The organism is Streptomyces tritici (assembly GCF_048500665.1).
GTDB lineage: Bacteria > Actinomycetota > Actinomycetes > Streptomycetales > Streptomycetaceae > Streptomyces > Streptomyces tritici.
Window position 1 is genome coordinate 5,769,169 of the sequence record NZ_CP183183.1, and the last position, 13,746, is coordinate 5,782,914.

The 13,746-nt window shown below is 75.8% G+C and carries 11 protein-coding genes; 6 read left to right on the forward strand and 5 right to left on the reverse strand.

Features of this window, described 5'->3' with window-relative positions; translation table 11 throughout:
* Positions 1-46 precede the first annotated feature (46 nt).
* The 4 genes from ACNJ93_RS26435 to ACNJ93_RS26450 are packed head-to-tail and all read left to right on the forward strand — an operon-like array spanning position 47 to position 6,912.
* Entirely contained in the window at positions 47-1,003 is a 957-nt protein-coding gene (locus ACNJ93_RS26435; RefSeq protein WP_418959947.1) for a hypothetical protein, read from the forward strand.
* Positions 1,000-3,117, forward strand: a complete 2,118-nt coding sequence (locus tag ACNJ93_RS26440; RefSeq protein WP_418959948.1) for a hypothetical protein — start codon at positions 1,000-1,002, stop codon at positions 3,115-3,117. The genes ACNJ93_RS26435 and ACNJ93_RS26440 overlap by 4 nt, the downstream gene beginning before the upstream one ends.
* Positions 3,114-4,085: an AAA family ATPase gene (locus ACNJ93_RS26445; RefSeq protein WP_418959949.1), complete on the forward strand. Its 972-nt coding sequence runs from the start codon at positions 3,114-3,116 to the stop codon at positions 4,083-4,085. The genes ACNJ93_RS26440 and ACNJ93_RS26445 overlap by 4 nt, the downstream gene beginning before the upstream one ends.
* A complete protein-coding gene (locus ACNJ93_RS26450; RefSeq protein ID WP_418959950.1) occupies positions 4,078-6,912 on the forward strand; it encodes a TIR-like protein FxsC in 2,835 nt (944 codons plus the stop codon). Before ACNJ93_RS26445 ends, ACNJ93_RS26450 begins: the two co-directional genes overlap by 8 nt.
* Positions 6,913-6,953: 41 nt before the next feature.
* On the opposite strand, the gene fusA is transcribed toward ACNJ93_RS26450, so the two are convergent.
* Positions 6,954-8,930 (reverse strand): elongation factor G, encoded by a 1,977-nt coding sequence (fusA, locus tag ACNJ93_RS26455; RefSeq protein WP_418959951.1) that lies wholly within the window; start codon positions 8,928-8,930, stop codon positions 6,954-6,956.
* A gap of 473 nt (positions 8,931-9,403) precedes the next feature.
* A complete protein-coding gene (locus tag ACNJ93_RS26460; RefSeq protein WP_418959952.1) occupies positions 9,404-10,570 on the reverse strand; it encodes a glycerate kinase in 1,167 nt (388 codons plus the stop codon).
* A gap of 138 nt (positions 10,571-10,708) precedes the next feature.
* On the opposite strand from ACNJ93_RS26460, the gene ACNJ93_RS26465 reads away from it, so the two are divergent.
* A complete protein-coding gene (locus ACNJ93_RS26465; protein WP_418959953.1) occupies positions 10,709-11,779 on the forward strand; it encodes an ADP-ribosylglycohydrolase family protein in 1,071 nt (356 codons plus the stop codon).
* Positions 11,780-11,788: 9 nt separating this feature from the next.
* Here the strand turns inward: ACNJ93_RS26465 and ACNJ93_RS26470 are convergent, their stop codons facing one another.
* Complete coding sequence (locus tag ACNJ93_RS26470; RefSeq protein ID WP_418959954.1) at positions 11,789-11,995, reverse strand: type II toxin-antitoxin system VapB family antitoxin; 207 nt, start codon at positions 11,993-11,995, stop codon at positions 11,789-11,791.
* A gap of 79 nt (positions 11,996-12,074) precedes the next feature.
* On the reverse strand, positions 12,075-12,656 hold the full coding sequence (locus ACNJ93_RS26475) for a TetR/AcrR family transcriptional regulator (RefSeq protein ID WP_418959955.1): 582 nt from the start codon (positions 12,654-12,656) through the stop codon (positions 12,075-12,077).
* A 64-nt stretch (positions 12,657-12,720) separates the two neighbouring features.
* Here ACNJ93_RS26475 and ACNJ93_RS26480 point away from each other — a divergent pair, with 64 nt between their 5' ends.
* Positions 12,721-13,236 carry an SRPBCC family protein gene (locus tag ACNJ93_RS26480; protein WP_418959956.1) on the forward strand — a complete coding sequence of 172 codons (516 nt, stop codon included), beginning with the start codon at positions 12,721-12,723 and terminating at the stop codon, positions 13,234-13,236.
* Here ACNJ93_RS26480 and ACNJ93_RS26485 read toward each other — a convergent pair.
* The gene (locus tag ACNJ93_RS26485; protein WP_418959957.1) at positions 13,233-13,733 is read right to left on the reverse strand and encodes a methylated-DNA--[protein]-cysteine S-methyltransferase; all 501 of its coding nucleotides are present in this window, start codon (positions 13,731-13,733) and stop codon (positions 13,233-13,235) included. The two genes, ACNJ93_RS26480 and ACNJ93_RS26485, sit on opposite strands and share 4 nt — an antisense overlap.
* Positions 13,734-13,746 lie beyond the last annotated feature (13 nt).

Genomic DNA, 13,746 nt, shown 5'->3' on the forward strand with positions numbered 1-13,746 from the left:
CGGTTAACCTGCCGGAAGCACAGTCCTGATGCGGGGGAGGCGGGGGATGGCGCCACGGCTGGTGTTCGTGCACGGAATCGGCGGACCGCGCGACCCCGCCGCCGAACTCGCCCACTGGTCCGCCGCGCTCGCCACCGGCATGCGGGCCGCCGGGCACTCCGCGCCCGCCTCCGCCCTGGAGGCCGCCCCCGGCGACCACGCCGCCTTCGTCTCGTACGCCGACCTCTTCGGCCGCCCCCAGGCACAGGGCGGCGACGACGAGACCACGGAGGCCGAGCTGCTCGCCGCCCTCGTCACCGAACTCGTCGACGAGGCCGCCGAACTGGCCGAACGCGACGGCGCCGACCCCGAGGAGCTGCGCCTGCTCGCCCACGCCCGCGCCGAGGCCGCGCCCGAGGGGCAGCAGCAGGGCGCGCCGGACCTGGCGCGCCGCGCCCTCAACGCGGTCACCACCCTGCTCTCGCTGCGGCCCTGGGGCGGCGCAGGGGAGTGGGTGACGCCCAAACTGATGGTCCGTCATCTGAGTCAGGTCGCCCGCTACTTGGCGCGCGCCGAGACCGACGGCGACGGCACGACCCTCGACGCCCGCATCCGTGCCCGGGTCGCCGCCGCCCTCGGCGACGGGCCCTCCGTCGTCGTCGCGCACTCCCTGGGCACGGTCGTCGCCCTGGAGACCCTGCACGAACGTGCCGCGGACGTGCCGCTGTTCGTCACCCTCGGCTCGCCCATCGCGATGCGCTCCGTCGTCCTGCCCCGGCTGCGGCCGCAGCCGCCCGCCGTCCCCCACGGCACCGCCCGCTGGCTCAACTTCTGGGACCGCGACGACGTCATCGCCGTACGCCCCCGCCTCGAACGCGACCTCGCGCCCGGCGCGACCGGCGTCCGGCCGGTCAGCGCCCGCGTCGACTCCGACGGCCTGTGGGTGCACACCGCCACCAAGTACCTCGCCCAGCCCGCCGTCGCCGGACCCGTCGCCGAGGCGCTGACCCTGGCCGGCGGATGACGCTGCGCCCGCGCGGCGGCCGTCAGGACACGCCCCGCCACCTCCTCGTCATCGCCCCGCAGTGCCGGCAGATGGAGCACCTGACCCTCCTCGAACCGGCCGCCGCGGGACTGTACGAGGTGCTCACCGACCCCGCCCTCGGCGGCTGCGCGCCCGCCCTGCCCGACGGCCGGCCCGCGCTGCTGGCCGGCGACGGCCTCACCAGTGCCGACGTGCGCACCGCCGTCTCCGACGCCGTGCGCCACGCCGCCCGGCACCGCGCCGTCCTCGTCCTCGCCCTCCTCGGCCACGGCTTCGTGCCCGGCCGCGGCAGCAGCCTCCACCTGATGACGGACGAGTCCGTCGAGGACGTGCGCAACGGCTCCGTCGGCGTCGGCCAGCTCCTGACGGACGCCGCCGACGACCCCGGCGTACCCGGCGTGCTCGCCCTCGTCGACACCTGCCACGCGGGCGGAGCGGTTCCCCCCGTGCACGAGCTGACCGGCGGCAGCCGCAATGGACGTACCCGGCTCGCGCTGCTCATGGCGTCCGGCGTCACCCAGCCCGCCACCGGACTGTCCTTCACCCGCCGCCTGACCGACCTGATCACCGAGGGCCTGCCCGACGCCGAAGGCGTCCTGCGCGTCGCCGACGTCACGCGCGCGCTCCAGGGCGCCCTGCCCGGCCAGACCGTCTCCGGCCTCGACTACGACGCCGAGGGCATGGCCCACGCGCCCGTCTGGATCGCCCGCAACGCCCGCGAGCGGCGCGTCCCCGGCGGCCTGTGCGGCCGGCTCGCCCTCGACGAGCTCGCCGCCGCCTTCCGGGCCGTCGACGAGCGGCTGCGCGTCCCCGACCCGGCCGGCGACCCCGCCGAACTCGCCGCCGCCCGCAAGGACCTCCTCGCCCGCCCCGCCGGACCCGCCCGCGCCCACGCCCTCGCCGTGCTCGACGCGCTGGCCGTGGCCGTGCGCACCGTCGGCTTCCTGCGCGGCTGGCTCGGGGCCGAACTCACCACCGCACGGATGCGGCACGCCCTGCACACCCTCCTCGCCGCCGAGGGCCGGCTGCCGTCCGGCGACCGGCTCCGCACCGACGTCGACATCGTCGACGAACTGGTCTTCAACCATCCCTCCGCGGACGACGACTGGCGGCCCGGACTGACGAAGTTCGTCGCCCTGCTCGGCCGGGTCTGCGGCCGGCCGCCCGACGCCCCCGAACTGCACGCCTGGGGCGCCCGCTGCGGCGCCACCGCCGAACTGAACGCCGCCCTCGCGTACGCCGCCCGGCGCGCCGGCGGCCGGCGGCTCGTGCTCGTCGTCAGCCTGCACGCCGCCCTCGCCGACGACTGGCCCGAGGAACTCGACGCCTGGCTGCTGCGCGACGGCGAACTGCTCCACCACGAACGCTTCCCCTGCCCCGGCGCCGACCGGGCCGGCGCCGAGCTGGCCGTCGAGGACGCCGCCGCCTGGGCAGAGGACCACGGGGTCGCACTCGAACTCCCGCTGGAGCGCGTGGACATCGCCCTGCCCGCGGGACTGCTCCTGGACTGGCGCCCCGAGGAGGCAGGAGTCGCCGCACTTCTGGGTATCCGCTACGAGGTGAGACTCCACTGGAGCCGTCGGCTCACCCCCGACGCGGTGCTGCGCAGCATCGAGCGGGTGGTCGGCGCGCGCTGGGACGTGCTCGCCGACCCGCTCGGCGAGGACCGGCGCGCCCCCGTCGACTGGCTCGGCCGCGACGACGTCGCCGAGGCGCAGGTGCTGCGCGCCAAGCTCCGCACCGGCCGCTACCGGCGCGGTCTCGGCCTGCTCCACCACCCCGGCGCCGACGCGCCCCTGCTCGACCTGCTGCTCGCCTACACCCCCGTCCTGCTCTGGCCGCACGACCCGGCCGGAGCCGACCCCGGCTGCGCCGAGGACGGCCACCGCTGCCTCGACCGCAAATGGTGGGCCATGCCCGCCGCGCTCGCGTACGCCTACCGGGACCGCTGGGCCGACCGGGAGGCCGACGACGACCTCGCCGACCTCCGGGCCGTCTGGGACGACCCGGACTGGCTCCGCTTCTGCGGGGCCTTCCGGAACGGGCCGCCGCCCGCCCGTACGGACGACACCGCTGCCGAAGGGATGTCATGACCTGGAACGCGTACTACCGGGGCGACGGAACGAGCCGGCCCGACACCCGGCTGCCCGCCCCGCCGCCCTGGCGGACCTTCCCCAGCCGGCCCGTCGCCGAGGTGTTCCGGCCGCCCGAGGGCCTGGTCGAGGCGGTCAACGCGGCGCTCGCGCTGCGCCGCCCGCTGCTGATCACCGGCACGCCGGGCTCCGGCAAGTCGACGGTCGTCGAACAGGTCGCCGCGGAGCTGGACCTCGGGCCCGTGCTGCGCTGGCACATCACCTCCCGCTCCACCCTCGCCGAGGCGCTGTACCGGTACGACGCCCTCGGCCGCATCCACGCCCACCGGCTCCAGCAGGAGAAGGCCCGCGCCGGCGCCGACACCGGGGACGGCGACGACATCGCCGCCTTCATCGGCCTCGGTCCGCTGGGCACCGCCCTGCTGCCCTCCGAGCGGCCCCGCGCCCTGCTCGTCGACGAGATCGACAAGTCCGACCTCGACCTGCCCGGCGACCTCCTGGAGGTCCTGGAGCGCGGCGAGTTCCGCATCCCCGAACTGCTGCGCGAGGGCCAGGACGTGGCCGAGCTGCGGATGTGGGACAGCGCGGACCGGTTCCGGGTCGAGCGCGGGCACGTCCAGTGCACCGAGTTCCCGTTCATCGTCATGACCAGCAACGGCGAACAGGAGCTCCCCGCGCCCTTTCTGCGCCGTTGCGTGCGCTACACGATGCCGAAACCGACGGCCGCCCTGATACGCGAAGTGGTGCGCGGGCATCTTCAGTTGGAGATACCCGACACCGGCCCCGAGGCGGACCTCGTGAACGACTTCGTACGACGCGTGGCGGCCGGCGAGAGCGTGGCCGTCGACCAGCTCCTCGGCACCCTGCACCTGCTGCACGGCGACGCGCAGGGCGCGGCCAAGGTCCGCGGCCGGGGCGAGCGCGAGCGCCTGATCGCCCTGCTGATGAAGGACCTCTCCGGTGCCTGACGAGGCCGGGGCCGCGGACGCGGTGCGGCTGGACTCCGTCGTCGGCGCGGTGCACGCGCTCGGGCGGGGTCTCGACGGCGTGTCCGTGGCCGAACTGCTCTGGCTCGCCGCCCGCTCGGGCGCCGGCGAACCGGAGCAGGACGTGACCCCGCCGGCCCCGTCCGAGGCCGGCGGCGAACGGCCGGCGGTCGACCCCCGGGAGGCCGCCCGGCCCGGCGGGGACCGGCCCCGGCAGCCCGTGTACGAGCCCGCGGCCTCGCCCGCCGGCCGGGCGCTCTCCGGCCGCCGGGTCTCCCTGCCCAGGGCCGCGGCCCTGCCCCGCGCCCGTGAACTCGCCACCGCCCTGCGGCCCTTACGACGGCCGTGGCGCAAGGGCCGGCGGGAACAGCTCGACATCGCGGGCACCGTCGCCGACTTCGCGCGCAGCGGCGAACTGCTCCCCGTCTTCGGCCCCACGCCCGAGCGCTGGTTCGACCTCACCGTCGTCCTCGACCGCTCGCCCACCATGGCCGTGTGGGCCGACACCACCGGCGAACTGCTCCGGCTGCTCGCCAGCACCGGCGTCTTCCGCACCCTGCGCGTCCAGGAGATCAACACCTGGGAGCCGGAGCCCGAACCGGACCCCGCGCCCGAACCACCCCCGGACGGGCCCCTGTTGCCCCAGCCGCAGTCCCGGCGCCTGGTCCTCGTGGTCTCCGACTGCGTCGCCACCGCCACCGGCGACAGCCGGCTGTGGGACCGCATCCACCGCTGGGCCCGCGCGGTGCCGACCGTCCTCGTCAACCCGCTGCCGCCCGCCATCTGGCGGCACTCCGGCCTCGACCTGCCGGCCGTGCGCACCGCCCCGCCGCCGCGCCCCGGAGCCGCCAACGCCCGCCTCCCGTACGCCGAGCCGCCGCTGCTCGAGGAGCTGCTGTGCGCCGCGGAGGACGTCCGCGACCCCTGGGTGCCGGTGCCCGTCGTCTCGCTCACCCCGCGCTCCGTGGACCGCTGGGCCCGCACCCTGATGCGGGGCGCGCCGGAGGGCTGCGCGGCGGTGCTCGTCCCGCAGCCGGGGCTCATGGAGCGGCCCGGGGTCCTTCAGGACGCCGAACTCGACGGCGAGAAGCTGGTCGAGTCCTTCCTCCACCGCGCGTCCACCACGGCCGTCCGGCTGGCCGCGCTCTGCTCCGCCTACGCGGAACTCAGCGTGGCGCTGCTGCACCTGGTCCGTCAGGAACTCGTTCCCGAGGCCACGCCCGCGGACCTCGCCGAGGTGGTGGTCGGCGGGCTCGTCTCCGTCGACGAGGGCGAGGAGGAGCGCGGCGATCCCGTGCTCCGCTTCCGCGCCGGCGTCCGCGAGCGCCTCGCGCACCGCCTCGGCGCGCGGGACGCCCGCCGCGTACGGGACGCGATCACGCGCTTCGTCGACGCCAACCCGCACGCCCGCTCGCGTTTCGCCGCGGTCACCCCCGACCCGTCCGGCGACGCGACGATCGCCCCCGACCAGGGCCCGCCGATCGCGGACGCGCCGGCGGAGCCGGGGGAGTCCCCGCAGGTCCTCACCGCCTGGGCCCGGGCGCAGGAGGTCCTGCGCACGCCGAGCCGTCCCGCGGCGCAGGAGCCGGGCACGGCGGCGGAACGGCTCCGGCCGTCCGGACCCCGGCTCCTGACCACGGGGCCGGCCGACGGCCCCGCGCACGCGCCGTACTTCTACCTCAGTTACGCCCACCCCGCCCAGCGTGGACCGGACGTGTGGGTCGAGCGGTTCTTCCGTGACGTCGCGAACCATGTGATGGCCATGACGGACCTGCCGGCCGGAACACCGGCGGGGTTCCTGGACCGCGAGATCGGCGCGGGCGAACGCTGGACCGAACGGCTCGGCGAGGTCCTGGCCACGTGCCGCGTCTTCGTCCCGCTGTACTCGCCGCGCTACTTCGCGAGCGAGACCTGTGGCCGCGAGTGGTACGCCTTCACCCAGCGCACGATCTACGAGCAGGCCAAACGCGACCGCTCGGTCCAGGCCGTCGTCCCCGCCCTGTGGGTCCCCGTCCCCGACGAACAGGTTCCCGCGGTGGCCCGCCGGCTGGGCTGGCCGACGCAGGGCTTCGGGGACGACTACCCGCACGAGGGGATCTACGGGCTGATCAAACTGGGCCACCTGGCCGAGCAGTACGAGCGCGTGGTGTACGAACTCGCCAAGCGCATCGTCACCGTGGCGCACGAGAGCGCGCTGCCGCCCGGCTCGCCGGTCGACTACCTCACCTCGCCCAGCGCCTTCGGCGGCTTCGGCGCCCAGTCCGAACGGGTGCGCGTGGTGGTCGCCGCGCCCTCGCGGCACGAACTCCCGCCCGGCCGGACGCCCGAGCCGTACGGCGACGACGCGCCCGCCTGGAACCCGTACCACCCGGAGTCCCGCCGGCCCCTCGGCCAGGTCGCCGCCTCGCTGGTCCGCTCGCTCAACCTGGAGGCGACCGTCACCTCCTGGGAGGAGTCCGAACGCTGGCTGGCCGGCGAAGAGCCGCCGCCGGACCCGGTCGTGCTGCTGCTCGATCCCTGGCTCCTCGGCGACCCGGTCTGGCGGCGCAGACTCGCCGACCTGGACGCCTGGGCCTGCCCGTGGGTACGGGTCGTGGTCCCGAGCCACGCCCGCGACGAGCAGTGCGTCGCGGCCCGGAGCGAACTGCGGGACCTGTTCGCGCGGGTCATGCCGTATGCCGCCGGCACCGCCGGCGTCGAACCGCGCACCCTGGAGGACCTCGGCCCGCACCTCGCCCGCACGGTGACGGAGGCCCGGGCCGCCCACGCGGGCGAGCCGGCCGCTCCCGCGGGCGAACCCACGGGCTGACCGCGGGCCGGCCCCCGCCGCGCGGGAGCCGGCCCCGGTGCTCAGCCGCCGTTCAGCGGGGCGTAGCCCGCCGGGCGGGTGGTGAAGGTGCCGCGCCCCTGGGTGCGGGTGCGCAGGCGGGTCGCGTAGCCGAAGAGCTCGGCCAGCGGAACCGTCGCCGCCAGGACCGTCGTACCCGCCCGGGCCGTGGTGCCCGTGACGCGGCCCCGGCGGGACGACAGATCGCCCAGGACCGCGCCGAGGTACGCGTCCGGCGCGGTGACCGTCACCTCGGCCACCGGCTCCAGGAGCGCCGGCTCCGCGGCGCGCAGCGCGTCGCGCAGGGCGAACCGGGCCGCCGTGCGGAACGCGAGCTCCGACGAGTCCTTCACGTGCGTCGCCCCGTCCGTCAGCGTCACCCGCACCCCCGTCACGGGATGGCCGCCCAGCGGGCCCTCCGCGAGCGCGTCGCGGCAGCCCGCCTCCACCGCCCGGACGTACTCCTGCGGCACCCGGCCCCCGGTGACCGCCGAGGCGAACGCGAAGGTCCCGTCCGGCCCGTCCAGCGGCTCGACGTCCAGCACCACCTGCGCGAACTGCCCGGCTCCGCCGTCCTGTTTGACGTGCCGGTACACGAAGCCGGTCACCCCGCGCAGCACGGTCTCCCGGTACGCCACCTGCGGCCGGCCCACCGTCACCTCCAGGCCGTGCACCCGCCGCAGCTGCTCCGTCGCCACCTCCAGATGCAGTTCGCCCAGCCCCGACAGCACCGTCTGACCGGTCTCCCGGTCCGACCGCACCACCAGCGACGGGTCCTCCTCCACCAGACGGCCCAGCGCCGTCGCCAGCCGCTCGGTGTCCAGGCTCCGCCGCGCCTCCACGGCCACCGACACCACCGGCGCCGCGGACCGCGGCGGCTCGAACAGCCGCGGGGCGCCCGGGTCGCACAGCGTCGCCCCGGCGCGGGCCGTCCTCGGGCCGACGACCGCGACGATGTCACCCGCCACCGCCCGGTCCGCCTCGGTGTTCCGGTCCGCCTGCACCCGCAGGATCCGGGCGATCCGCTCCCGGCGTCCCGCCGCCGCGTCCAGCACCACGTCCCCCTTCCGTACCGTCCCCGCGTACACCCGCAGGAACGTCAGCCGCCCCGTCGCCGTCGACTGGACCTTGAACACCAGGCCCGCGAAGGGCTCGTCCGCCGCGCCCGTGGGCGCCGGCAGATACGCCGTCACCGCGTCGAGCAGCGGTTCGATCCCGCGGTTGCGGTACGCCGAGCCGCACAGCACGACCACGCCCTCGCCGCTCGCCGTCAGGTCCCGCAGCGCACCGGCCAGCGTCGCCGCGCCGAGCGCGCCGCGGGCGCAGTACTCCTCCAGGGCGCCGGCGTGCAGCTCCGCCACCGTCTCGTCGAGGAGCCGCCGGCGGCGCGCCGCCTCCTCGCGCAGCCCCTCCGGCACGGGGCCCTCGGCGAGCGCCTCGTCCGCGCCCCACACCAGCGCCCGCATCCGCAGCAGGTCGACGACCCCGGTGAATCCGTCCTCGCGGCCGATCGGCAGCTGGACGACGAGCGGTACCGTCCCCAGCCGCTCGCGGATCGAGGCGACCGCCGTGTCGAGGTCCGCGCCCGCCCGGTCCAGCTTGTTGACGAACGCGATCCGCGGCACGCCGTGCCGGTCGGCCTGCCGCCACACCGTCTCGCTCTGCGGCTCGACGCCCGCGACCGCGTCGAACACCGCGACGGCCCCGTCGAGCACCCGCAGCGCGCGCTCCACCTCGTCGGTGAAGTCCACGTGGCCCGGCGTGTCGATGAGATTGATCCGGTGACCGTCCCAGTCGCAGCTGACGGCCGCCGCGAAGATGGTGATCCCGCGGTCCCGCTCCTGCGGGTCGAAGTCGGTGACCGTCGTCCCGTCGTGGACCTCGCCGCGCTTGTGCGTGGCGCCGGTCAGGTACAGGAACCGCTCGGTCAGCGTGGTCTTGCCGGCGTCCACATGGGCGAGGACACCGATGTTGCGGGTACGGGAGAGCTGCGTGCGCATGGCCCGTGGCCTTTCGTGCGTGATCGGGAAAGGGCAGCGCGATGTCCCGGACGGGCGGCGAGAGACGTCGGGGACGACGTCAGCGGTGCGTCACGGGATTCCGCCGGCGGGCGCGCAGCCGCCGCCGGGCGGAGGGAGAGGCCAGGATCACGTCGTACCGGAACGGCGGCCGGGCGGAGGCGGAGGGGGACGCGGCGGACGTCGCACGACGGCGCATCTCGCTCTCCCCTCTCCTCGTGGCAGCGGTCGGTCCTGGAGCGCGGCCGGAACGGTCGCCGGCGCGCGCTGCGAGTGTAGGGAGCGCGGAGGCAGCGGCGACAACGGTTTTTCCGGGCCGTACGGCTTCTCGCGTGCCCGGTACGGCTCCTCCCGGGCCCGTGCGCGGACGCCCGGACGCGACGGCGCCCGGGCCGCGTGATGCGGACCGGGCGCCGGAAGCGGGAGCCGGCCGGGGACCGGCCGAGGTGCCGGGACTAGCTGAGGAAGTCCCGCGCGATCTGCGCCGCCGTCTCCTCCAGGAGCGGGCCAGCGTTCGGCATGGACTTCGCCGGGTCCGGCTCCAGGGCTGTCAGCGGGTACGCCCGGTAGATGCCGGCCGAGCCGAGGGCCTCCGGGGGCAGCGCGAGGCGGCCGCAGACCGCGACGACCTCCTTGCCGGCCGCCCGCGCGGCGGCGGCGACGCCCGCCGGAGCCTTGCCGTGCAGGGTCTGCTCGTCCAGCGAGCCCTCGCCGGTGATCACCAGCGTGGCGCGCTCCAGGGCAGGGGCGAAGCCCAGCACCTCCAGCATCAGCTCGATGCCGGGCCGGAAGCTCGCGTCGAGGCCCACCAGCGCCCCGTACCCGATGCCGCCCGCCCCGCCCGCGCCGGGCGCCACCGCGCACTCCGCGGCCTTCGGGCCGATGGCCGCCTCCAGGACCGTCACGAAGTGCGCGAGCGCCGCGTCCAGCGTCTCCACGTCCTCGGGCGAGGCGCCCTTCTGCGGGCCGTACACCGCCGGCGCGCCCTTCGGGCCGGTCAGCGGGTTGTCGACGTCGCTGGCGAGGATCAGGTCGACGTCCCGGAAGCGGGGGTCCAGACCGGACAGGTCGGCGGAGGCGAGCTGCGCCAGCGCCGCGCCGCCGGGCCCGACCGGCTCGCCCGCCGCGTCGAGGAACCGCGCGCCGAGCGCGGCGAGCATCCCGGCGCCGCCGTCGGTCGTCGCGCTGCCGCCGACGCCGAAGACGATCGTCCGCGCGCCCGCGTCCAGCGCGGCCGCCAGCAGTTCGCCGGAGCCGTACGTCGTCGCCGTCAGCGGCGCGAACACGCCGGGCGGCAGCAGCTGCAGCCCGGAGGCCTCCGCCATCTCCACGACGGCGGTGCCGTCGCGCAGCGCGAACGCCGCCGTGACCGGCTCGCCGAGCGGCCCGGTGACGGTCAGCTCCCGCCGTTCGAACCCGGCCGCCACCGCGGCCGCGACCGTGCCGTCGCCGCCGTCGGCGACGGGCAGCGTCTCCACGTCGAGGTCGGGGACGACCCGTCGCAGTCCCGCCGTGACCCGCTCCGCGACCTGTACGGCCGTGAGCGAACCCTTGAACTTGTCGGCCGCGACGAGCACACGTGCCCGCGAGTCCGCGACCTGAGTTACTGCTCCGTCCGTCACCTTGCATCCCTTGCTTTCGAACAGGCAGTCGCGCCGTGCCCGACCCTATCCGCACCCCGAGAGGCCGTGCCACCCCCTGATAAGGGGATATTCCGCATTATCCCGGGGCAGCCGTGCCCCAGTGGGTAGACGGGAGGCATGGGGCTACCGCACAGCGAACTCGCCGACCGGATCCTGGGCGGCTGGACCGGGCGGATCGCCGGGAACATGCTCGGCAAGCCGGTGGAGCGCGGCGACCACTGGACGCCCGAGCGGATCGACCGCTATCTGCGGCTCACGGACGCGCTGCCGCTCACCGACTACCTGCCGCCCCCGCCCGCCGCCGGCGCGGAGGGCTTCGAGCTGCGCCCGGAGTGGCCGCAGTGCGTCCGCGGCCGGATCCACGGCAGCTGCCGGGACGACGACGTCGACTACTCCATCCTGGGGCTGCACCTCCTGGAGACCCGGGGTTTCGCGTTCACCACCGAGCAGGTCGGCGAGCACTGGCTGCTGCGGCTGCCGTACCTGCAGACCTTCACCGCCGAGCGCACCGCCTACCGCAACCTCGCCAACGGCCTGAAGCCGCCGCTGACCGCCACGTACGACAATCCGCACCAGGAGCTGATCGGGGCGCTGATCCGGGCCGACGTGTACGGCTGGACCTCGCCCGGCGACCCGCGCCGGGCCGCCTCGCTGGCCCGCCGGGACGCCGTCCTGTCGCACACCGGCAACGGGGTGTACGGCGCGATGTGGGCGGCGGCGCTGATCGCGGCCGCGTTCACCGCGAGCGGGCCCCGGGAGGCGCTGGAGGCCGCGCTGGAACGGATCCCGGCGAGCAGCCGGCTCGCCCGCGCGGTCCGGCACGCGGCCGCGCTGCACGACACGGGCCTGGCGTGGGAGGACGCGCTGGCGGAGCTGGGTGCGGAGTACAACCGCCTCGGCTGGATCCACACCGTCCCCAACGCGGCGGTGCTCACGGCCGGACTGCTGTACGGCGAGGGCGACTTCACCCGCACGATCGCGCTGACCGTCCGCGGCGGTCTCGACACGGACTCCAACGGGGCGACGGCCGGCTCCGTCGCGGGCGTCCTGTGCGGGGCGCGGAGGATCCCGCCGCAGTGGTCGGAGCCGCTGCAGGACCGGGTGCGCAGCGCGGTGTTCGGTTTCGACGGGGTGCGCATCGGCGAACTCGCCGAACGCACGCTCCGGCTCGCCACGCTGACGGGGTGACGGGACGCCTCAGCCCTGCGGAGGCTCCGGGGGCAGGAGGCCCTGGCCGGTGCGATGGGTCTCCTCGCGGCTCGCCGTGCGGGCCTCGGTGCGGTGGCCGCGGGCGATGTAGTCCCGGACCACGGCCTCCACGGCGTCCTGCGGATTCCCGATGCCTGCGAGGACCATGACTTCCACGACGAGTTCCGCGTCCAGCGCGATGTTCACCTTGGCCATGCGGGGAACGTAGCAGCTCGGCCCCGCCGGGCAACGGGGCGCGGACGATGGTCCGTTCGCGCCGGGCCCGCCGCGTCCCTCAGGCGAGGAGGGCTGCTGTGCACCGTTCGGTGAGGTCCTCGGCGTGCGGGGGCAGCGGGTCGCCCGCGCGCAGGTGGCGGCGGACCACGGTCAGGGGGAGGTCGACGAGCGCGAGGGCGACGCGGTCCCGGGCCTGCGCGTCCCGGGCGCCCAGCGCCTCCGCCAGGCGGGCGACGGCGGCGAACACCCGGCCGTTGCCGGCGTCGGCGCGGCGGACGTGCTCCTCGGGCCAGTCCGCGCGGCCGAAGTCGGCGGCGCCGTACAGGAGGAGGGCCGCCTCGTCGGGGTGTGCGCGGCACCAGGCGACCACGTGCCGGGAGGCCGCGCGGGCCGCCCGGTGGGGGTCGGGCTCGCCGGTCAGGACGGCGAAGTAGCCCTCCTGGAAACGCTCCACCGTGCGCAGCCACACCTCGGCGAGCAGGGCCGTGCGCCCGGGGAAGCGGTGGTACATCGAGCCGCTCGGCGCGCCGACGGCCTGGGCCACCGCCGACATGGTCACGGCGGCGGGCCCGCCGCCGGCCGCGAGGAGGACGGCGGCGTCCAGTAGCTGGTCCGTGTCGAAGCGGGGTGGTCTCGCCATGAATCAGAGAGTACCCTCCAATTAATTGGAGAGACCTCTCCAATACTTCTGACGGGAGGACCCCATGGGCGTCTACAACGTGCACGAGCGCCTGCTGCCGATGAAGGAGAGCGAGGTGGGCGCGCTCATCGACGGCCTGGCGAGCGGCGAGGGCGACCGGCTCTGGCCCGGCGCGGCCTGGGGGCCGATGGAGTTCGACCGCCCCCTGGAGCCCGGGGCCGTCGGCGGCCACGGGCCGGTGCGCTACACCGTGGCCGGATACGCCCCCGGGCGCTGGATCCGCTTCGAGTTCACCGGGCCCCGCGGCTTCCACGGCTTCCACGAACTGGCCGTGCTCCCCGCCGGCCCGGACCGGACGCGGCTGCACCACACCCTCGCCATGCAGCCCCGCGGCCTGGCAAGGCTGACCTGGCCCCTGGCCTTCCGTCCGATGCACGACGCCTGCCTGGAGGACGGCCTCGACCGCGCCGAGCTCGCCGGCACCGGCACCGTACGGCGCCCGGCCCGCTGGTCGCCGTACGTCAGGCTGCTCCACGCCCTGGCCGCCGCCGCGCTGCGTCGCAAGGCGGACACCCCCTAGAACAGCACGGCGTCCGTGTCCGCGCCCGACTCGAAGGCGAGCAGGCGCTGCTTGCGGGTCAGCCCGCCGCCGTAGCCCGTCAGCGAGCCGCTCGCGCCGATGACGCGGTGGCAGGGCACGACGATGCTCACGGGGTTCCTGCCGTTGGCCAGGCCCACCGCGCGCGAGGCGCCGGGCCTGCCCAGTTCCTCGGCGAGCTCCCCGTAGGTCCGGGTCTCGCCGTACGGGATGGCCCGCAGCAACTCCCAGACTTTCAGCTGGAATTCCGTGCCGACCAGGTGCAACGGCAGGTCGAACTCCTTCCGTTCGCCCGCGAAGTACTCCTCCAGCTGTCTCGTCGTCTCGGCGAACGGCCGCGCGTCCCGTTCCCCGAAGGTCTCCTCGGCGGGACGGTGGCGCTGTTCGGTCATGTGGATGCGGCTGAGGACGCCGTCGACGGCGACGAGCGTCAGCGCGTCGTAGGGGCTGTCGACGACCCAGTGCTGCACGGTCGGCATGGTGACACGACTT